General features: G+C 35.1%; 23 protein-coding genes. 6 read left to right on the forward strand and 17 right to left on the reverse strand.

The features are described 5' to 3' along the window. Nucleotides 1-64 precede the first annotated feature (64 nt). The 11 genes from coaE to ABVM53_RS15560 form a co-directional block, all read right to left on the reverse strand. Nucleotides 65-658: a dephospho-CoA kinase gene (gene coaE, locus ABVM53_RS15510; RefSeq protein ID WP_405327921.1), complete on the reverse strand. Its 594-nt coding sequence runs from the start codon at nucleotides 656-658 to the stop codon at nucleotides 65-67. After that, nucleotides 655-1,599, reverse strand: a complete 945-nt coding sequence (locus tag ABVM53_RS15515; protein ID WP_405327924.1) for a CdaR family protein — start codon at nucleotides 1,597-1,599, stop codon at nucleotides 655-657. The genes coaE and ABVM53_RS15515 overlap by 4 nt, the downstream gene beginning before the upstream one ends. A 23-nt stretch (nucleotides 1,600-1,622) precedes the next feature. After that, nucleotides 1,623-2,621 carry a glycosyltransferase gene (locus ABVM53_RS15520; protein WP_405327927.1) on the reverse strand — a complete coding sequence of 333 codons (999 nt, stop codon included), beginning with the start codon at nucleotides 2,619-2,621 and terminating at the stop codon, nucleotides 1,623-1,625. 83 nt (nucleotides 2,622-2,704) lie between these two features. Continuing rightward, nucleotides 2,705-3,526: an enoyl-ACP reductase gene (locus ABVM53_RS15525; RefSeq protein ID WP_128756780.1), complete on the reverse strand. Its 822-nt coding sequence runs from the start codon at nucleotides 3,524-3,526 to the stop codon at nucleotides 2,705-2,707. Nucleotides 3,527-3,565: 39 nt separating this feature from the next. Continuing rightward, nucleotides 3,566-5,218, reverse strand: a complete 1,653-nt coding sequence (recN, locus tag ABVM53_RS15530; RefSeq protein WP_405327930.1) for a DNA repair protein RecN — start codon at nucleotides 5,216-5,218, stop codon at nucleotides 3,566-3,568. Nucleotides 5,219-5,307: 89 nt separating this feature from the next. After that, nucleotides 5,308-6,192, reverse strand: coding sequence for a DUF4835 family protein (locus ABVM53_RS15535; RefSeq protein ID WP_405327933.1), 885 nt, complete (start codon nucleotides 6,190-6,192; stop codon nucleotides 5,308-5,310). Next, the gene (coaBC, locus tag ABVM53_RS15540) at nucleotides 6,185-7,396 is read right to left on the reverse strand and encodes a bifunctional phosphopantothenoylcysteine decarboxylase/phosphopantothenate--cysteine ligase CoaBC (RefSeq protein ID WP_405327936.1); all 1,212 of its coding nucleotides are present in this window, start codon (nucleotides 7,394-7,396) and stop codon (nucleotides 6,185-6,187) included. The genes ABVM53_RS15535 and coaBC overlap by 8 nt, the downstream gene beginning before the upstream one ends. Nucleotides 7,397-7,399: 3 nt before the next feature. Further along, nucleotides 7,400-7,726, reverse strand: a complete 327-nt coding sequence (locus ABVM53_RS15545) for a DNA-directed RNA polymerase subunit omega (protein ID WP_128756776.1) — start codon at nucleotides 7,724-7,726, stop codon at nucleotides 7,400-7,402. A gap of 18 nt (nucleotides 7,727-7,744) precedes the next feature. After that, nucleotides 7,745-8,551 (reverse strand): outer membrane protein assembly factor BamD, encoded by an 807-nt coding sequence (locus ABVM53_RS15550; protein WP_128756775.1) that lies wholly within the window; start codon nucleotides 8,549-8,551, stop codon nucleotides 7,745-7,747. A 36-nt stretch (nucleotides 8,552-8,587) separates the two neighbouring features. Next, nucleotides 8,588-9,469 carry a 4-hydroxy-tetrahydrodipicolinate synthase gene (gene dapA / locus ABVM53_RS15555; RefSeq protein ID WP_405327940.1) on the reverse strand — a complete coding sequence of 294 codons (882 nt, stop codon included), beginning with the start codon at nucleotides 9,467-9,469 and terminating at the stop codon, nucleotides 8,588-8,590. Beyond that, nucleotides 9,470-9,988, reverse strand: coding sequence for a DUF6913 domain-containing protein (locus tag ABVM53_RS15560; protein ID WP_405327943.1), 519 nt, complete (start codon nucleotides 9,986-9,988; stop codon nucleotides 9,470-9,472). Between the two features lie 64 nt (nucleotides 9,989-10,052). On the opposite strand from ABVM53_RS15560, the gene ABVM53_RS15565 reads away from it, so the two are divergent. Then, nucleotides 10,053-10,802, forward strand: a complete 750-nt coding sequence (locus ABVM53_RS15565; protein ID WP_405327946.1) for a 5'-nucleotidase C-terminal domain-containing protein — start codon at nucleotides 10,053-10,055, stop codon at nucleotides 10,800-10,802. A gap of 5 nt (nucleotides 10,803-10,807) precedes the next feature. Further along, nucleotides 10,808-11,716 (forward strand): bifunctional metallophosphatase/5'-nucleotidase, encoded by a 909-nt coding sequence (locus tag ABVM53_RS15570; RefSeq protein WP_405327948.1) that lies wholly within the window; start codon nucleotides 10,808-10,810, stop codon nucleotides 11,714-11,716. Here ABVM53_RS15570 and ABVM53_RS15575 read toward each other — a convergent pair. The 5 genes from ABVM53_RS15575 to ABVM53_RS15595 are packed head-to-tail and all read right to left on the reverse strand — an operon-like array spanning nucleotide 11,713 to nucleotide 16,390. After that, nucleotides 11,713-12,402 carry a hypothetical protein gene (locus ABVM53_RS15575; protein ID WP_405327951.1) on the reverse strand — a complete coding sequence of 230 codons (690 nt, stop codon included), beginning with the start codon at nucleotides 12,400-12,402 and terminating at the stop codon, nucleotides 11,713-11,715. The two genes, ABVM53_RS15570 and ABVM53_RS15575, sit on opposite strands and share 4 nt — an antisense overlap. 25 nt (nucleotides 12,403-12,427) lie before the next feature. Continuing rightward, a complete protein-coding gene (gene ligA / locus ABVM53_RS15580) occupies nucleotides 12,428-14,419 on the reverse strand; it encodes an NAD-dependent DNA ligase LigA (RefSeq protein WP_405327954.1) in 1,992 nt (663 codons plus the stop codon). A 50-nt stretch (nucleotides 14,420-14,469) separates the two neighbouring features. Next, entirely contained in the window at nucleotides 14,470-15,060 is a 591-nt protein-coding gene (locus ABVM53_RS15585; protein ID WP_405327957.1) for a TIGR00730 family Rossman fold protein, read from the reverse strand. Continuing rightward, entirely contained in the window at nucleotides 15,060-15,911 is an 852-nt protein-coding gene (prmC, locus tag ABVM53_RS15590) for a peptide chain release factor N(5)-glutamine methyltransferase (RefSeq protein WP_405327960.1), read from the reverse strand. The genes ABVM53_RS15585 and prmC overlap by 1 nt, the downstream gene beginning before the upstream one ends. Further along, entirely contained in the window at nucleotides 15,911-16,390 is a 480-nt protein-coding gene (locus ABVM53_RS15595; RefSeq protein WP_405327963.1) for a GNAT family N-acetyltransferase, read from the reverse strand. Before ABVM53_RS15595 ends, prmC begins: the two co-directional genes overlap by 1 nt. A 33-nt stretch (nucleotides 16,391-16,423) precedes the next feature. On the opposite strand from ABVM53_RS15595, the gene ribD reads away from it, so the two are divergent. The 4 genes from ribD to ABVM53_RS15615 are packed head-to-tail and all read left to right on the forward strand — an operon-like array spanning nucleotide 16,424 to nucleotide 19,572. After that, nucleotides 16,424-17,476: a bifunctional diaminohydroxyphosphoribosylaminopyrimidine deaminase/5-amino-6-(5-phosphoribosylamino)uracil reductase RibD gene (ribD, locus tag ABVM53_RS15600; protein ID WP_405327966.1), complete on the forward strand. Its 1,053-nt coding sequence runs from the start codon at nucleotides 16,424-16,426 to the stop codon at nucleotides 17,474-17,476. Beyond that, nucleotides 17,469-18,083, forward strand: a complete 615-nt coding sequence (locus ABVM53_RS15605; protein WP_405327968.1) for an HAD family hydrolase — start codon at nucleotides 17,469-17,471, stop codon at nucleotides 18,081-18,083. Before ribD ends, ABVM53_RS15605 begins: the two co-directional genes overlap by 8 nt. Continuing rightward, on the forward strand, nucleotides 18,080-18,952 hold the full coding sequence (locus ABVM53_RS15610; RefSeq protein WP_405327971.1) for an EamA/RhaT family transporter: 873 nt from the start codon (nucleotides 18,080-18,082) through the stop codon (nucleotides 18,950-18,952). The genes ABVM53_RS15605 and ABVM53_RS15610 overlap by 4 nt, the downstream gene beginning before the upstream one ends. A gap of 2 nt (nucleotides 18,953-18,954) precedes the next feature. Beyond that, complete coding sequence (locus ABVM53_RS15615; RefSeq protein WP_405327973.1) at nucleotides 18,955-19,572, forward strand: IMPACT family protein; 618 nt, start codon at nucleotides 18,955-18,957, stop codon at nucleotides 19,570-19,572. Here the strand turns inward: ABVM53_RS15615 and ABVM53_RS15620 are convergent. Then, nucleotides 19,569-19,967 (reverse strand): acyl-CoA thioesterase, encoded by a 399-nt coding sequence (locus ABVM53_RS15620; protein ID WP_405327976.1) that lies wholly within the window; start codon nucleotides 19,965-19,967, stop codon nucleotides 19,569-19,571. The two genes, ABVM53_RS15615 and ABVM53_RS15620, sit on opposite strands and share 4 nt — an antisense overlap. Between the last annotated feature and the right edge of the window lie 200 nt (nucleotides 19,968-20,167).

The following is a 20,167-nucleotide window of genomic DNA, read 5'->3' on the forward strand; positions in this document are numbered from 1 at the left end:
CCCCAAATGTATGATTTTAACATTTAGGGAATAATTGGTTTAACCAAATGTTAACAAGATTAAGCTAGGTATTTATAGGGGCTGCCAAGAGTTGGCTATGAATTTTAGAAACCATTTTTTTACTTAACTCCAGATCTGTATTTTCAATAACAAAATCTGCAAGAGGAATTTTTTTTAAGTCCTTCCACTGCTTATCCATTCTGCTTTTGATCTCTGCTTCAGTAGTTTGATCTCTTTTTAAAACACGATCAATACGTACTTCTTCGGGAGCAGTGACTAAAATCACATAGTCACAAAGCTTCTCTGTGTTGTTTTCAAATAAAATAGCCGCCTCCTTTAATACATAAGGAGCGTCCTGAGAGCGTGACCATTTTATAAAATGCTCCCCTACTGCAGGATGCACTATTGCATTGAGTGCTTCTAGTAACTGTGCGTCATTAAATACTTTTGAAGCCACAAACATTCGATCTAAATCAGTTCCTTTATAAGCCGCTACTCCTAATAAGTCAATAATTTGAGTTCTGAGATCTGGAGATACCATCAATTTCTTGGCCTCAGCGTCTGCGTAGTAAACCGGTATATTGTATTCTGAATTAAAATATGCTGCAATGGTACTTTTACCACTGCCTATACCTCCCGTAATTCCTACTATTTTCATTTTACAAGTAAATATTGAACCGTACTTTCACTAATACGCACATCTCTTACAAAATCTGGGGTCTCAATTACTTGTGGAGTTAAAGATGTAGATAGACTATCTGCTTCATCAAAATCAACTACCACCTTAAAATCAGATGATTTTACAAGATCATAATTTGTAACATTTACATTAAATATTACATTAATACGCTTAGGAAAAACTTTTGCCGAAACGTTTGCTGGCACATTAAGTAGCTGTAACGGTACAGAAACCGTTCCCTCAGTAAATTTATCTACTTGCAAACTATACTTTATAGTATTTGGTATGAGTTCGACGTTAGCAATATTTTTATAGAGATGTACCGATATATCTCCTTCTTTTGATGCTCTTATATTTTCAAAAATTTGTGAGCTGGTATATACCTTTGTGATGGTATCAACTTCAGACTCGGGGCCACGCACGGTAATACTATCTGGTGTGATTTGCATTCCCTGAAAGCTTCCGTAGCCGGGTGAATAGGAAATATCAAAATTAGATACTACCGGCACACGCTTATCATAATTCCTATCTAGAAGAAAAAATACTGTATCTGGTTCAAATGCAATAATCTCACTACCACTTAAACTTCCTTTTAACGCATCACTTTCTTTATTAAAAACATAATAAGATTCTTTACCATCCTTAGGAAGATTTGATAAATCTATAGGAAATGCCTGTGAAAAAAAACGGTATTTAAAGTAATCATATCCGCTGGCCTTACCGGTAACTTTTACAGAGGTAGTCGAACTTTTTTTAAGTATATAGTCTTCGGAAAGATTTTGAAAGGTAAGCGGAATCTTTACCGTAAAACTAAAATTGCGATTAAGCTTAATCATTATTGAAATAGAAGCTACAACCAACAAAATTGTTAGAAAAACCCGAAGGTTTGAATTCCTGTTACGTTTCTTTTTTTCTGACATGGAACGAGAGATTAACGCTAAAATTACTTAAAAAATAAGTGAGGAAACTTTTTACGAGGATCGTTTTTTAAATACCGTATGCTAATTGTAGATTCTGCAAATGCAATACCATAACCAGCAAACTGCACCAAAACTGCCCAAACTGATAAAAAACCAACTTGCAAACTTTTATTTTTGAAAGTTGAATGCCCAAGAATAAGGAGAAAATATAGTGCAACTAAAACAAGTGGAAAATATATTCCATATAAACTAAGTACAAAGGAAATAAATAATCCCAACGTAAATAAAGTAGGAAACCAGAATGTTATTTTAGCGGTTTGCGGATGCCAGGCTGTAAGTATAGGTCGTACTAAACCAAACTTGCGCACCTGATTATAAAATTTAGACCAAGAGATACGACGTTTATGATACACAAAAGCCTCCGAAATTAACTGAGATTTAAATCCCAAGTTCCATAATCGTATACTTAAATCAGGATCTTCTCCAGGATGGATTTTACCAAAACCACCAGATTTTTCAAAAGCTGCTTTTGATATTCCCATATTAAAACTTCGGGGTTCAAAATTAGTCGCTGCTTCCTTTCTTCCTCGTATTCCCCCCGTGGTTAATAAAGAAGTCATCGAATAATTAATGGCTTTTTGCAGTGATGTAAAATTAGATGCAGCAGCATCTGGCCCTCCAAAAAAATCAGAATAATTAGAGGAAAGATGGGTATCTATACTGCTTAAATATGCTTTAGGTAGTACACAATCACTATCGAGAATAATAAAATAATTTCCACTAGCACGCTGCATTGCGTAATTGCGTGAGTCTCCGGGACCAGTATTCTTTTTATAAAAATAGGTGATGTTAAGATTTGAAAATTCTTCTATTACAGTTTCAGAAGTTTCAGTAGATCCATCCTCAACTATAATTATCTCAAAATCCTTTGTATAAGTTTGCAAACATAAACTATGAAGTAATTCCCGAACTTCTTCAGGTCTGTTATAAACAGGAACAATAACAGAAAAAACAAAGTTCATATACACCTTAATTAAAACTGGTTAATTTATACAAAAAATGCCCGAAGTAGAATCTTCGGGCATTTAAATAAGCTTATTGAATATTATTTTTGTTCGTTAACGAACGCTTCCATCACTTCGTTACTAACACCCATATTACTAAAACCACCATCGTGGAATAAATTCTGTAGGGTAACTTTTTTAGTAAGGTCAGAAAATAATGTAATTGTATAATCTGCACATTCTTGAGCTGTAGCATTTCCTAACGGACTCATTTTTTCAGCGTATGCTATAAAACCATCAAATCCTTTAACACCTTGCCCTGCAGTTGTAGGAGTTGGTGATTGAGAAATAGTATTAACGCGTACTTTTTTATCACGACCAAAGAAATAACCAAAACTACGTGCTATACTTTCTAAGTATGCTTTATTGTCTGCCATATCATTATAGTCTGGAAAAACACGTTGAGCAGCCATATACGTTAAAGCTACAATACTTCCCCACTCATTCATTGCATCGTGTTTGTACAACACCTGCATAGTTTTATGAAAAGACATTGCACTTACATCTGTACCTTTTTGAGTCCAGTCATAATTTTGATCTGTATAATGGCGTCCTTTACGCACATTAATAGACATTCCTATACTGTGTAAAACAAAATCAAGTTTACCACCTAATTCTTCAACAGCACCGGCCACAAGTTTCTCTAGATCTTCAACAGAAGTTGCATCTGCAGGAATTATTTTAGAACCTGTTTTTTCAGCTAACTTGTTTATGCTTCCCATACGCATAGCAATAGGTGCATTTGTTAAGACAAAAGTTCCACCTTCTTCGTGAACGCGTTCTGCTGTCTTCCAAGCGATTGAATTTTCGTCAAGCGCTCCAAATATGATTCCTCGTTTTCCTTTTAATAAATTATAGGACATAATTGTTGTTTAATTTAAGTGGTCAAATATACTATTTTATTAATTGAGAAGTTGCCTTGCGTGATCAAATGCAGCATCAGATGATGCTTTGCCACCCAGCATTTCTGCTAACTCTGCAATACGCTGATCCTGATCTAAAACCCGAATACCCGTAGTGGTTTTTTGTTGTTTATCCTCTTTAAATACTTTAAAGTGATGTGCTCCTTGCCCTGCAATTTGAGGTAAATGAGTAATACTTATGAGCTGCATACGATTACCCATAGCTTTCATAATATGCCCCATTTTAAGTGCGATTTCACCGCTCACACCTGTATCAATCTCATCAAAGATTAAGGTAGGCAGTTGAGTATAATCACTAAGTACAGATTTAATAGCAAGCATAATACGAGATAATTCTCCTCCAGATGCGGCTTTTTTAAGTTCTTGAGCTCGCATTCCTTTATTGGCAGTAAAAAGGAAGTTTAAAATATCTTTTCCATTTTCTAAAAAGGAAGTACTATCTGATAAACTAACCTCAAAACGCGCATTAGGCATTCCCAGATTAGACAATATTTCCTGTAATTTTTCAGTAAGTGGCTCAATGGTATTTCTACGCTTACCTGTTATTATAACTGCTATTTTTTCTAACTCTATTTTAGACTGGGCAATTTCACGTTCAAGCTTTGTAATATTTTGATCAAGATTTGTAAGAGATTGCACCTCTTCATCAAGTGTATCTCTTATCGCTATCAACTCTTCAACACTAACAACCTGATGTTTTTTCTGAAGGTCAAAAAACAATTTTAATCTACTTTCTAAGCGCGCAAGTTCAGTAGGGTCACCTTCTGTATCTGCGGCAAGATCATTTATACTTTCTGAAATATCATCGAGCTCAATGGTTACTGCCTCAAGTCGATCATTTAATGCTTGTAGTTTAGGACTGAAACCAGAAAGTTTAGATAAGCGGATTTTTGCTGTGAGAAGCATCTCATTGACACCCACTTCTTCTCTACTTAATGTTTGATATGCGGCAGCTAAACCTTCTGTGATTTGCTCCACATTATTAAGTGTATCGTGTGCAGATTCTAATTGTTCCTGTTCTCCGGGTTTTAGATTTGCAGCTAATAATTCTTCTAAAAGAAAGGACTTATACTCCTCTTCTTTTTGAGCATCTGTCTTTTGCTTAATGAGCTTCTTTAATTCACTTTCTTTTTTTCTATAACTCGTATAAATATTTTTGTACTCGGAAAGATTTTTACCATTTTCGGCAAAAGCATCTAAAACCTGAAATTGAAAATCAACATCAGTAACCTCCATAGTTTGATGTTGGCTATGTATATCAACCAGGTTCATACCTAAAGCAGAGAGTTGGTTTAAGGTAACCGGTGTGTCATTTACAAATGCTCTGCTTTTTCCACTCGCTAATATTTCTCTGCGAATTATAGTTTGCGGTTCATAATCCAGATCTTCAGAATTAAACAAAGGCTCTAAATTGTATCGTGTAAGATCAAAATGTGCTTCAATAACACATTTTTCATCGGGATTACCAATACTACTAATATCTGCACGCTTTCCTAAAATGAGTCCTAAAGCTCCTAAAAGTATTGATTTACCAGCTCCAGTTTCTCCAGTAATTACGGTAAACCCATTGTTAAACTGAAGGTTAACTTCCTCAATTAAAGCGTAATTTTTTATGTGTATTGAATTGAGCAATTAAGTAATGTGTTTAGATTTCTTTGAATAATAATTTAAAGTAAATATAGTAGAGAAATTAACGACAGTCAAAGAATTTAGGAGCTCTCTTATAATTTGATTTGTTGCCAGGAAGAAGATTTTGTAGGAGCTACTTTATTTAACATAGACACCAGATTACTTATATTCACCTGCGGGCCTGATGAAAACATATTTGCTATTTCATCTGCTTTAGTATCAAAAAATACCCGAGACAAAAAATTGTTAGGTCTGTTTAAATACATTTGATTAAAAAGTTCTAAGCTAACTGCAATTCCTTGTTTTGCCTCTCTGGGATTATCTGCCATATAATCAAGTCCGTTTCTGTGATACGCATATAGAACATCAGAAAACTCTCTAAAATTAGGAGATAGTAAATCCTGATTTAATCTAAAGCGTGATTGAGTACCGCTTTGAGCAGACCACCCATCACTCACTTGTTGCTGAGCCGTATTTACAATTTGTTTAGCTTCCTCAAAATAAGGCTCACCCCCGTTTAGCTCATAACTACCGGCATCAAGACCTATAATAGTATATGCATAAAATGCAAGGACAGAGATTAAATTAGAGTCGAATGTATTGGGATTATAATTTAAAGGCTGAAATTCTGTATATCTAAAACTAAACTGCTTATCGTTAAAATTAAAAATCGGTGTACTATAAGTGCTATTATAAACCGGGCGGGATGATTGAACTTGAATCGAAGCAGTAAACGAATCTGAATCGATATTAGATACTAAAATCACCAGACTGCAATCTATACGTTCTTGTTGCTTAACATTTAAATCTGTCCAGGTGGTATTATTCATAAATTCAGTCAACTCGGTTTTTAGTGTTCTAAAAACCTGAAGATTGCTTTGTCCCGTTTGCTCTGCATTAATAATTACAGAACAGTTAAGCTCTTGAGCTGATAAGCCTAGTCCACAAAACAAGAATAATACTACGAGTTTATACATGTATTCTTTTTTGAATTATATCAAGTAGATCTTCAGCAACTTCATTTTTTGGTTTGAGTTCTTGTGGCAAAATCTGATTGTCTGCTGTTATGAAGGTTACCTTATTAGTTTCTGTTCTAAAACCGGCACCTGTATCATTTAGTGAATTTAAAACAATCAAATCTAGATTCTTTCGCTTTAATTTACCTTTTGCGTTTTCAAGCTCATTTTCGGTTTCTAAAGCGAAACCTACTAAAAACTGTTGCTTTTTTTCTGAACCCATATATGCGAGAATATCTTGCGTGGGTTCTAAATTTATTACTAAAGCGCTGTCTTTCTTCTTAATTTTTTGATTAGCAACAGCTGCAGGTTTGTAATCTGCCACTGCAGCAGCAGCTATCGCTACATCACAAGTATCGTAATGCTTAGTCACTTCAGCAAACATTTCTTCAGCTGAAGTAACGCGTATTGTAGTAACAAAATTATGAGTTGTATTTAAATGTGTAGGCCCTGCTATCAAATAAACCGATGCTCCTAAATTAGCAGCGGCTTCTGCTATTGCAAATCCCATTTTGCCACTACTATGATTTCCTATAAAGCGTACCGGATCAATAGCTTCATAGGTAGGTCCTGCTGTAACTAGAAATTTCTTTCCTTTTAAAGGTAATTTGCTCAGCATATCACGTTCAATAAACGCAACAATATCCTCCGGCTCAGCCATTCTACCCTGACCTTCAAGACCACTAGCTAATTCCCCGCTCGTAGCAGGAATCATTATATTTCCAAAACTAATTAGTTTCTCAAAGGAGTGATGCGTACTAGGATGTTTATACATATCAAGGTCCATTGCAGGTGCAAAATAAACCGGACATTTAGCTGAAAGATAGGTCGCCAGTAATAAATTATCACTAGCTCCAGAAGCCATTTTTGAAAGTGTATTTGCTGTCGCCGGGGCTATAACAAAGAAATCGGCCCATAGGCCGAGTTCAACGTGATTATTCCAAACGGCATTCTCATTATCTGTACTTACAAATGTAGAATGCACTTCATTTTTTGAAAGTGTAGAAAGGGTTAAAGGGGTTACAAAATCTTTTGCTTCAGGAGTCATAACCACACGTACCTGTGCTCCGGCTTTGATAAACCCTCTAACCAAAATAGCTGCTTTATAGGCAGCTATTCCGGCAGTTACTCCAAGTAATACCTTTTTTTCACTTAAAATAGACATAAACTACTCTGTAGGTGTAGTCGTATCGCGAAAATATATTTTATCATCTAACCATTCTTGAACCGCCATTGCATGTGCTTTAGGCAAGCGCTCATAGAATTTAGAAACTTCTATTTGTTCTTTATTTTCAAAGATCTCTTCTAAGCTGTCACTGTAAGTAGCAAACTCATCTAATTTCTCTAATAATTCTTTTTTAATCTCAGTATTAATTTGTGTAGCACGTTTTGCTATAATTGAGATCGCCTCGTAAATATTTCCTGTAGGAGCGTCAATTTCACTTCTATTAAGAGTTACTGTATTTACTGGTGCTTCCATATTTTTAACGTCCATAGTAATTCAATTATTTAATTAGGAATAATTTTCTAATATTTTTTCAATATCTAATTTTATCTCATCTGCCTGAGCTCTGTATTCTCCTTCTGGAAAATAACGTGTCAAGGTCTCGTACATTTCTAACGCTTCTTCCAGTCGTGGTCTTACAAGTACATTTATACTTTTTGAACCATATTGATACTGAGAATCTAATTTATAGAAAAATGCTGCTTCACGAAAAGGTGAACCCGGATAATCTGAAATAAAATCATCTAATGCTGAGATAGCTGTAGGATACTCCATAATCTTGTGCCATCCCTTTGCAATCTCATAAGATTTTTTCTGCATTTTAATACTCAACTCCTTAATGCGCTCACTAGCATCCTCAGTATATTCAGATTCTGGATATGCTGCAATAAATTGTTGAAGTTGATCAAGACCTTTTTGAGTCTCTGATTGATCTAACTGATAATTAGGCGACAACTCCGCATAGCTTAAAGCCGCTTTGTATTGTGCTTCCTCTGTTTTTTCTGAATCTGGATAGGCAGAAACAAAACGATCAAACTGATAACCTGCTAAATAATAGTCTTCTACCTGAAAGTGTGCATCTGCATATAAAAACATAATGCGTTCTGCCTGAGGCTTACCTCGATAGCTAGGTACAATTTGCTCCCAAAGCTTTAAAGACTTTCGGTATTTACCAGAGTCATATAGAGAATCTGCCATTGCATACTTCTTACCCATATCTTCAGACTTTAACGCCTTTTGATACTCACTACAAGATGCCAGACTCACTGCTGCAACTGCTACTATTATAATTTTCTTATTTATTCTTGAAAACATCGTGCAAAAATAGGTTTTTTCTATAGATTAAAAAACTTAAAGACCAGTGTCATTTAAGTATGTTGCAATATTTGCTCTCAAAGACATACTTGCTGCGACTAATGGCAACCGTACCGTATCTGAACAAACCTCTTTTTGAGCTAGCATCGCTTTAATCCCTGCAGGATTACCTTCAGCAAAAATAAGGTCTGCAGCAGGCATCAATTGATAATGCAGCGCATAAGCCTCCTTAAAATTACCGTTTAAACCTTCTTTAACCATCTTAGAAAATGGTTTAGGAACACCTTGTCCTAAAACCGAAATTACACCATCGCCACCAGCACTTATTGTAGGCAAGGCCAGAACATCATCTCCAGAAATAACTAGAAAATTAGACGGACGATCTTTAATAATGCGCATCATTTGCGTTATATCTCCAGCCGCTTCTTTTACTCCTATAATATTTGGGCAATCATTTGCTAACCTGATAATAGTTTCCGGAAGCACATTACTTCCTGTGCGTCCAGGTACATTGTACAAAATTATAGGCAGCTTTGACACACTAGCTAGTGCCTTATAGTGTTCATATATACCGGTTTGGCTCGGTCTATTATAATATGGAGAAACCGATAAAATAGCCGTGAAAGCACTTAAATCTTTTTCGGTAAGCTCTTGAATAATACGAGTTGTATTGTTACCTCCTACTCCAAGTACTAGAGGTAATCTACCTGCATTAACTTCGATAGCCTTCGCTATCACCTTTTCCTTTTCATCTTCAGTTAATGTAGCATTTTCTGCCGTTGTACCCATTACAACAAGATAATCTACCCCACCAGCAATACAATTTTCAATCACATTACTTAATCCTTCAAGATCCAAGCTTAGATCTTCTTTAAATGGAGTGACTAGCGCTACTCCTGTACCTTTTAATTCTTGCATTTAGTATATGCGTTTTAATATTTTCAAATACTTTACTAATTCACTTTTAAACAAGGTAATATCATCTAAATCAGTACTGATTGTAAGATCATTTATTCCTGAATCGTCTACGGGCAGACCAACTTTAAAACTTGCTTTTGACTGTGATGTAACAAACTGCAAAAATACATTTTCTCTATCGTAATAGCTTATTAAGATATTAAAAGGTTTTGCTAGAAACATATTTAATACCTCATTCTTAATACCTCCAAATACCGTAAAGTCACGAGTTGAAAAACTTGTATTTTCAATTAAGTCTACTGAATTTTTAGTATTTGAAAACCCGAATAACTGCACTTCACAACCGTTAAAAACATCTTGCGCCAGAGTAAGCATTTGGCTTTTATCTACATAACGAGCATCAAATACAATCCCAATCTGCTGCGTATTACCACTATCAATATGATTTGACGTGCTATTTTCTACACTTTTTTGAAGCTTTCTTTTAAGCGAATATTGTTTCCATCCGTCTAAAAACATTTACCTTTGTTTTGCGGCAAATGTAGACAATTATACCTCAATGTAAACCGCTAATTTAACACGTATGAATAGAATTTATACTCTAGTACTTATAGGTTTTCTCTTCGTTACCTGTAAGCCCTCTCAAGCAAATCTAAAAGCTATACAAGGTAAACAGATTGCAGTCACAGACAGCCTTGAGTCTAATCAAATGGTGATTGATTATATCGCTCCTTACAAAAAACGTATCGACGATGAGATGAACGCAGTTCTTGCTTATGCTCCTCAAAGTCTGTCTAAATCTGATGGCCCTTACAACACGGCTATTGGCAATATGATGGCAGATACTGTTCTCGAATATGGCGATCCGGTATTTTTTAAAAAAACTGGTAAACATATAGACGGTGTTGTATTAAATCACGGTGGAATACGATCTGTTTTACGTGCAGGTGACGTAACTATGGGAAGCGCATATGAGATTATGCCTTTTGAAAACAGTATTGTCGTGGTAGAAATTACAAGTGAAGATGTGCGAGCTATGTTTGAATATCTTAAAACCGGAAAAGCACACCCTATATCAAATATGCAACTCATTCTAAATTCAGAAAACGAATTAGCTTCTGCAACTTTGAACGGCAATGCTATTGAAGATGGCAAAACTTATTTTATTGCTACGAATGATTATTTACAGCAAGGTGGAGACGGAATGGTATTTTTTACAAATCCAAAATCAACAACCATTTTAGATTATAAAATGAGAAGTATCTTAATTGATCACTTTACAAAACAGGATACAATCGCACCCATACGCGACAATCGATTTATTAAGGAATAAATTCTATGGAAAGAAGAAAGTTTTTAATGCAAACAGGTGCTGCGACTGCGCTTTTAAGTACAACTCCTAGTTTTAATCTTTTTGCAGAAACTAGAAGCACTAAGAAAATCACCATTTTACATACTAATGATGTACATAGCCACATCGAACCTTTTCCAGTAGAAGATCCGTCTTTTTCAAATCAGGGTGGTGTAGCAAGACGATTGACGCTTATTCAAAATATACGTAAAGAAAATCCGCACACACTCCTTTTAGATGCAGGTGATATCTTTCAAGGCACTCCCTATTTTAATTTCTATGGTGGAGAACTCGAATTTAAATTGATGAGTATGATGGGATACGATGCCGCTACTATAGGAAACCATGACTTTGATAATGGTGTTGGCGGATTAGCAGCTCAAATGCCTAACGCAAAATTTAAGTTACTGAGTGCTAATTATGATTTTACCAATACAATTATGGAAGGGCTGACTAAACCCTACGATATATTTATAAAAGACGGTATTAAAATAGGTGTTTTTGGATTGGGTATTCAGCTTGACGGACTCGTAACTGAAAGTCTGTCGAAAGAAACAAAATACCTCAATCCCTTAGAAATTGCACAAGACACAACTCGTGTATTAAAAGAAGAGCATAAATGTGATCTTATTATTTGCCTTTCTCATCTGGGCTACGATTATAAATATGATAAAATATCTGACCGTAAGCTAGCATCTCAAACTAAAAACATCGACTTAATTATAGGTGGGCATACTCATACCTTTTTACCGAAACCTGAAATTCTCAAAAATATCGAAGGCAAGGATGTGCTTGTAAATCAAGTAGGCTGGGCCGGTGTCAATTTAGGGAGAATTGATTTTGAATTTGATATGGACGGAAACAAGAGTAATTCTGCTACGTTGATCAGGGTTTAGATATATTCTTCCTGATCCTTAAGAATTTTAGTAACATCTACAAAATACGAGGTTACTGCGGCCTTATGAAAACAGATAGATATCGTGAGTACCGAAAACATGATCGGTATTTCTAGCATATAATAATAAATAAATCCTGTTACACACTCTATAACTAAGGTGCCAGCTATTATATATGCTTTGATATTACTAGGATGACCTGAGCGTAAGGGTATAACTGAACAAACCGCCGTGAAGGCAAATAAAAATACAGCTCCAATTATAAGAAGTAATTTATTAGGTACGCTATCATAAAACAGCGTCAACATATGACCTATTAAATATGCACAAAATAAGACTCCAAGTAAAGGCTCCAGAGTCATTTCTCGTGTTATTTCCCTAGATTTAATTTTCAAAATAGGTACAAATAAGAAAAGCATCATGGATGTTGCTATAAAATAAAAATACAGTACCTCATCAAAATACATATTCAGATCTAGCACAAAAAACACTTCAGCAATAATAGAAGTAATCTGAAAAATGAGAAGAACAATACTATGTTTCTTTACCGCATAGTAATAAAACAAATAAAAAAACATCCCATAAAGTGGCTTAATATAAAAACCCCACTCCATATCAATTTCAGATATAACAAGGTATAGCAGGCAACTTAAGAGTGCTAAGTACCAGAATCTAGTAGGTTTCATATTTTCTTATAGTCTATCAAAATTACTAGATCATATCTAGAAATTCTGCTTCTGTAATTATAGGTACATTTAGTTTCTCTGCTTTCTCCCGTTTACTTGGCCCCATATTCTCCCCAGCAACCAGATAATTAGTTTTCGAAGATATACTCCCTGAAGCTTTGCCTCCGTTATCTTCAATTAATTTCTTGAGTTCTGTTCTGGAAACCTGGGTGAATACTCCAGAAATTACAAACGTATTTCCTTTTAGCTTTTCAGTTTGATTTTCTAACACAGCAGCGTCTAATTCTAATTGGACACCATATTCTTTAAGCCTATCAACTAATTCTCTATTTTGCTCAGAACCAAAAAACTCAACTACACTTTGAGCTATGCGCTCTCCTATTTCATCTACAGCAATCAAATCTTCTAAAGATGCATTAGCTAAGGCGTCAATATTTTTAAATTGCTTAGCTAATTTACGCGCAACCGTCTCACCCACATAGCGTATTCCTAAACCAAACAAAACACGCTCAAATGCAATCTTTTTAGAGGCTTCAATACCATTAATAAGATTCACAGCAGATTTTTCAGCCATACGCTCTAATGGTAATATTTGCTCTTTCTTCAGGCTATATAAATCGGCATAGTTAGTAATTAAGCCTTGTTTTACTAGCAAGGCAACGGTCTCACCCCCTAAACCTTCAATATCTAAAGCTTTTCTAGAAATGTAATGTTGTATTCTGCCGATAATTTGAGGAGGACATCCCATCGTATTGGGACAATAATGCTGCGCTTCCCCCGGTTGCCTTACGAGCTCGGTGTTACATTCTGGACAGTTGGTAATATATTGAGTTTCCTTTGAATCAATAGAGCGTTTTTCAAAGTCCACACCTACAATCTTAGGTATAATTTCACCTCCTTTTTCTACATAAACCATATCGCCTTCCCGAATATCCAGCTTAGCGATTTGATCAGCATTATGTAAAGATGCTCGCTTTACAATTGTACCCGCTAGCTGTACAGCCTGCAAATTAGCAACCGGAGTTATGGCACCGGTACGCCCTACTTGATATGTAATCTCTTCTAATAATGTCTCTGCTTGTTCGGTTTTAAACTTATAGGCCATTGCCCAGCGCGGAGCCTTAGCAGTAAATCCTAGTTCGTCTTGTTGCTGAAAACTATTTACCTTAATTACAACACCATCTGTCTCGTATGGCAATTCGTGTCTATGCGCATCCCAATGATCTAGAAACTTAAAGGTTTCTTCTGTTGAGCTCGTTAATTTTGCTACTTCAGGAACTTTAAACCCCCAGGACCGTGCCTTTTCTAAACTTTCAAACTGCGACTTAATATTTAAATTCTCTCCTACAATGCTATACAATAAACATTCGAGAGGCCTTTTTGCTACTTCAGAACTGTCCTGAAGTTTTAAGCTACCCGATGCTGTATTACGGGGGTTACTATAAGGTTCTTCACCCGCTTCTACACGTTCTGCATTCATTGCCGCAAAACCTGCAAGCGGTAACACAATTTCTCCACGTATATCAAATTTATCAGGAAAATCTCCTTTTAATTTTAAAGGTACAGATCTTATCGTTTTTATATTATTTGTCACATCATCTCCCTGCACACCATCGCCTCGGGTAACTGCGCGTATTAATTCTCCTTTTTCGTAGGTTAAACTTATCGAAGCTCCGTCGTACTTTAATTCACAAACATATTCTACCTCCCCGTCTACTAACTTTTTTAATCGTTTTTCCCAGTCTTCAAGATCTTGTAGAGAATAGCTATTATCTAAAGAATACATACGTGTCTCATGTTTGACCGTATTAAAACTCTTTGTAATTTGACCACCCACACGCAGCGACGGGGAGTTGGGATCATAAAATTCAGGATGTTTTGCTTCTAATTCTTGAAGTTCTTTCAATTTAAGATCAAAAGCATAATCATCTATTACAGGTTTATCTAAAACATAATAGTTATAGTTATGACTTTGCAGTTCGTCGCGCAGCGCCTGTATTTTATCTTTAGTATTCATAAATTAAAAATGGAAATTGGGCAATTAGTAAATACGAGAATTATTAAAAATTAGGTGTTTTCCGGTTTTAATAATTTTGTAGTATAATCTGGAACAAAATTCTCCATCTTATAAAATAGTGTCTCAATATCTGTATCTTCAATGAGCAATGCTCTGTTTTCAGGCTTTAAAAAACCTTTGGAAACCATCTCATCCAGCATTGCAATTAGATGATCATAAAAACCATTAGAATTTAATATTCCTATAGGCTTATGGTGTAAACCTAATTGACTCCAGGTAATAATTTCAAAAAGCTCTTCAAAAGTGCCAAAACCTCCTGGAAGAGTTATAAAACCATCGCTCATTTCCTGCATTTTAAGCTTTCGCTCGTGCATATTTTGAGTGGTGATGAGTTCATCAAGACCTTCATGGACAATCTCTTTAGTTTTTAAAAATTGTGGAATAATGCCTATTGCTTTGCCACCATTTTCTATACACGAAATTGCTATTTTACCCATTATCCCTATTTTTGAACCGCCATAAATTAAGTCAATATTGCGTTTGGCAAATTCAGCTCCAAGTTGTTGCGCTTCTTTAACGATTATAGGATCTGTTCCTTCACTGCTTCCGCAGAAAACACAAATAGATTTTAAATTGTTCATCAACGTTTTGCTTTAATCATTCTAGGTTTTCCTGCAAAATCATCACGCAATTCAACAGTGGTAAAACCTATATTTTTTATAAGATTTATAGTTTCTTCACCAAGATACTGATTGATCTCGAAATACAAAATACCCTCTTCTTCTAAAAACGAATATGCCAACTCACCAATCTTTCGATAAAAAATTAAGGGGTCACTATCATCTACAAATAAGGCTAATTCAGGTTCGTGATCTAATACATTAGATAATATTTCTGCCTTTTCCAGATTACGTATATAAGGCGGGTTTGAAACAATTACCGTGTATTTATGAGGTAAAACTGAGGTATTGAGTATATCTCGTTCTAAAAAATTTACTGAAACAGCGTTTTTCTTAGCATTGCGCTGCGCTAATTCTATAGCTTTTTCTGAAATATCAATTGCCGAAATTTTAGCATTTGGAAGATTTTTTGCCAGACTAATTGCAATACATCCTGATCCGGTGCCTATATCTAGAAGTGAAAGGTTTGTAAATACCTGTTCTTGTAAGTCTTTAGTAATCCATTCTACTAATTCTTCTGTTTCAGGTCGAGGAATGAGTACAGCATCTGTCACTTCAAACGGGTATCCATAAAATTCTGTCTCTCCTATTATATACTGAATGGGTTCATTTGTATGTAAACGCTCTTCAGCAGTTTTCATTAATTTCAGTTGCTCAACGCTCAATTCTAAATCTGGATTGAGCACCAGGTCTATGGGTTTTATAGAAAGATAGCTATCGATTAGTATCTTAAAAAATGTAGCAATTTCAGACTGCGGAAACCTAGACTCCAGCTTATTATAAAATTGCTCTTTAAATAATTTTAGTTTCATTACAGCTTTCTTAGCATATAAATCGGGCAAGCGCTATGACCTGTATTTCCTAATGGTGCATCTATGTATTCAAAACCGGCTTTTGCATATAATTTTTGAGCATTTTTCATATAAGGCATAGTTTCTAAATATACATCTTCAAATCCCGCAGCAAGAGCAAAATCCAGGCAGGTTTGTATTAACTGCATACCATAGCCTAAACCTCTTACTTCGGCAAGCAAATACATTTTCTGCAGTTCGCAGGTATTACCTTCGTAATTTGCTAAAGGAGCAATCCCCGCGCCACCTATTATGCGATCACCATCGGTTATTACAAAGTAAGATTCATTACTTGCTCTGTAAGTTTCAAACATGAAGTCTAGTGACGTATCTGCATAAGCAGTTCCTACCTTAGGAACGCCTAATTCTATCAAAACCGTTCTAATAGTTTCAGCGAGCTTAGAATTATCCTGAAGCTCAACTGGCCTAATTTGTAACATCCTATCTTAGTTTTAATTGGTATTTTTGAGCTTGTGAAGATACACGAAAAATACATGGCACGTTGCGTGCAACTGGCTAAAAACGGACTAGGAACTACCTATCCCAACCCTATGGTAGGGAGCGTAATTGTCTATAACGGAAAAATTATAGGTGAAGGTTGGCATCGCAAAGCCGGAGAAGCTCACGCTGAAGTAAATGCAATAAAGAGCGTTTCTAATCAAGATTTATTAAAAGAATCTACTATTTATGTAAGTCTGGAACCCTGTAGCCATTTTGGAAAAACTCCTCCATGCAGTGATTTAATAATCGCCAAAGGAATAAAGAAAATTGTTATAGGTACCGTAGACCCCTTTGCTCAAGTTGCCGGTAAAGGCATAAAAAAATTACTGGATGTAGGCTGTGAAGTTCAAGTAGGGGTTTTAGAAAAACTATGTCAGGATTTAAATAAGCGCTTCTTTACCTATCATAATAAAAAACGACCTTACATACTTTTAAAATGGGCAGAAAGTAATGATGGTTTCATTGCGCCCGATACTATTTTTAGAGAAGAAAAACAGCCATTCTGGATTACTAATCCACACACAAAAATATGCGTGCATAAATGGCGTTCAGAAGAGCAAAGTATTTTAGTAGGAACAAATACCGCACAAGCAGATGATCCCGGATTAACCACCCGTGAATGGTATGGCCACTCTCCCACTCGCGTTGTTCTAGATAGAAACTTGGTTATTAAGACGGATAGCAAATTGCTTGATGGTAGCACACCCACAGTAGTGATTACTGAACAAGAGAGAATTAATTCAAGAAATGTAACGTACCATACTATGAAGTTTGATACAGAACTACCTAATAAAATTTGTGATCTTCTTTATTCTGAAGGCTTGCAATCTGTAATAATAGAAGGTGGTACGATAACACTTCAGCATTTTATAGACAACAATCTGTGGGATGAAGCGCGAGTTTTTAAAGGAAGTACAAACTTTAAAACAGGTTTAGCTGCACCTAAACTAACATTATACAAAGAATCATCAGTATCAAAAATCTCAGGAGACATACTAACCTATTATTATAATCAAAATGATTAAAAATCTACTATTTGATTTTGGAGATGTTTTTATAAATCTCGATAAGAAAGCTCCTGAAGAAGCATTAGCAAAAATGGGAATACGGGCCATAGATGCAGATATGAATAGATGGCATAATAGTTATGAAAAAGGCCTGATTACTACAGAAGCATTAATAGCTAATTATTTAGACAAATTTCCATCACTAACAAAGATTTCATTTACAACTGCGTGGAATAGTATCATCTTAGATTTCCCACAACACCGTTTAGATTGGTTAATGGAGTTAAAACAACAAGGTAAATACAGGCTATTCTTATTAAGTAATACAAATGACCTACACATTGAACAAGTAATAAAGAATATGGGTGCTTTGCGTTATTCTCAATTTCAGAATTGCTTTGAGCGTTTTTATCTGTCTCAACAAATAAACCTTAGAAAACCAGATCTAGAAATTTATGACTACGTGATTGAAGAAAATAAATTAGTTGCTGAAGAAACGTTTTTTATAGATGACACCATTTTAAATACTGCTGCAGCCGCATCTATGAATATTAAGACGTGGCATTTAGAACCGGGTCAAGATGATATAACCCAATTGTTCACCACAAAAAAACAATACTTTTGATTTATCTACTTCTAAGTATTTTAGCGTCAAGTGTAATATTTCTTGTATTTAAATTATTTGATTTATTTAAAATAAACACCTTCCAAGCAATTGTAGTTAACTATGCCATTGCGTGTGCTGCAGGTATAATAGGTTACGCAAAACCCATAAATCTAATCGAGCTTCCTAATTATTCCTGGTTTGGAGGAACTGTATTTCTAGGGTTTTTATTTATTTTAATTTTCAATTTAATGGCCATCACCACACAACGTAGTGGTCTTTCTGTAGTTTCTGTTTCTACAAAAATGAGCGTGGTCATTCCCATCGCCTTTGGTTTATTTTACTATAATGAAAATGCAGGTTTATTAAAAATTTCAGGCATTATTTTAGCTTTGATTGCGGTGTATCTAGTTTCAGTTAAAGACAATACTTCTAAACTAGTCTCTAAAAATGAGCTGCTATTTCCTGTTTTAGTTTTTCTAGGTAGCGGTATTATAGATACTACAATAAAATATTTAGAAACTAGCTATGTTGAGCAGGATGACATCTCATTATTCTCTGCCGTTATCTTTTTAACTGCTTTTGTTATTGGCATATCAATCTTGATGTTCAAAGTATTAAGGCAAAATGAAAAAATAAAGTTCAAGAATCTAGTGGGAGGCCTCGCCTTAGGAATACCTAATTATTATTCCATTTACTTTTTAGTAAAAGCACTTAGAAATCCGCAGCTCGAAAGTTCGGTTGTATTTACCTTAAATAATGTGGGGATTTTAATTTGTGCTGTATTACTAGGTATTTTATTCTTTAGAGAAAAGCTGTCCAGAAAAAACTGGCTCGGATTTTTTCTAGCTCTTATTAGTATTATTTGTATCGCAATAGTTAAATCATAATAATGAGTGACAACATAGACACTTATAAAACGATTAATAAAACCAGTGAAGAATCCCTTTTTAAAGATCGGGGTAGTAAGTTTATTGGTCAAGCACATCCCGTAAGTTCAGAAAATGAGATCGAACAAATATTACTTCAGTTAAAAACCAATCATAATAAAGCTTCACACGTATGTTATGCTTGGCAGCTAGGAAAAAATTATGAACAATATCGGGCAAATGATGATGGTGAACCCAATAATTCTGCGGGAATGCCAATATACGGTCAAATCCAGTCATTTGATGTTACTGAAATACTGGTAACTGTAATTCGTTATTATGGGGGAACTAACCTAGGAGTGGGAGGATTAATCCAAGCTTATAAAACCGCCGCACAACTCGCACTAGAAAGCTCAAAAATTAAGATAAAGGTAATCACACAAAGCTTAAATATTCAATTTGAATACCCACTTTTACATACCGCAATGCGTATTATTAAAGAAGAGCAATTAGATATTGCTAAGCAAGAAATGCATTTAAGTTGTTCAATTACCGTGAGCGTACGCAAAAATGCAATTGAACAAGTAAAAGAACGTTTTGATTTAGTTTTTGGATTAAAAACAACGCTAGAAGACTTTTAATTTTTAAGTTGGTCTAAAACATATTCTGGACAACGGGTTGGCCTATTTGTTTTGGTATCGACAAAGACCAAAGTTGTTTGCGCTTTTGTTAATATTTTACCCGCTTCATTAGTAATTTCGTAGTCAAAAGTAATACGAGCACGAGGTAACTGTTTTAGTATAGTTTTTATGGTTAAAGTATCATCAAAATATGCCGGACTTAAGAAAGAAAATTGCATTTCATAAACAGGCAGCATCACACCTTCCTCCTCCATATTTTTATAAGAAATACCAAGATCGTTTAACCACTCAATACGAGCGAGTTCCAAGTATATTGGGTAGTTCGCGTGATGTACTACTCCCATTTTATCAGTTTCAGCGTAGCGAACTTTAACAGTGGTTGTACTTGTTTTCATAGACTTATTAACATATATAATTAGAGGTTCGAGAAGAAGCCTAGTATGCGATAAAAATTCTACAAAACCAATCTAATTTTCTTTTTTTATTACATATTTTGTTCACATATTTGCCCCGCACTGAAAGAAACGAAGATCTCTACATTTTCTCACTTTTCAAGTGATCTAAATTATAAACAACTTAAAATTTAACCATTATA

Source organism: Leeuwenhoekiella sp. LLG6367-2.1, assembly GCF_045055775.1.
GTDB classification, from domain to species: Bacteria; Bacteroidota; Bacteroidia; order Flavobacteriales; family Flavobacteriaceae; genus Leeuwenhoekiella; species Leeuwenhoekiella aequorea.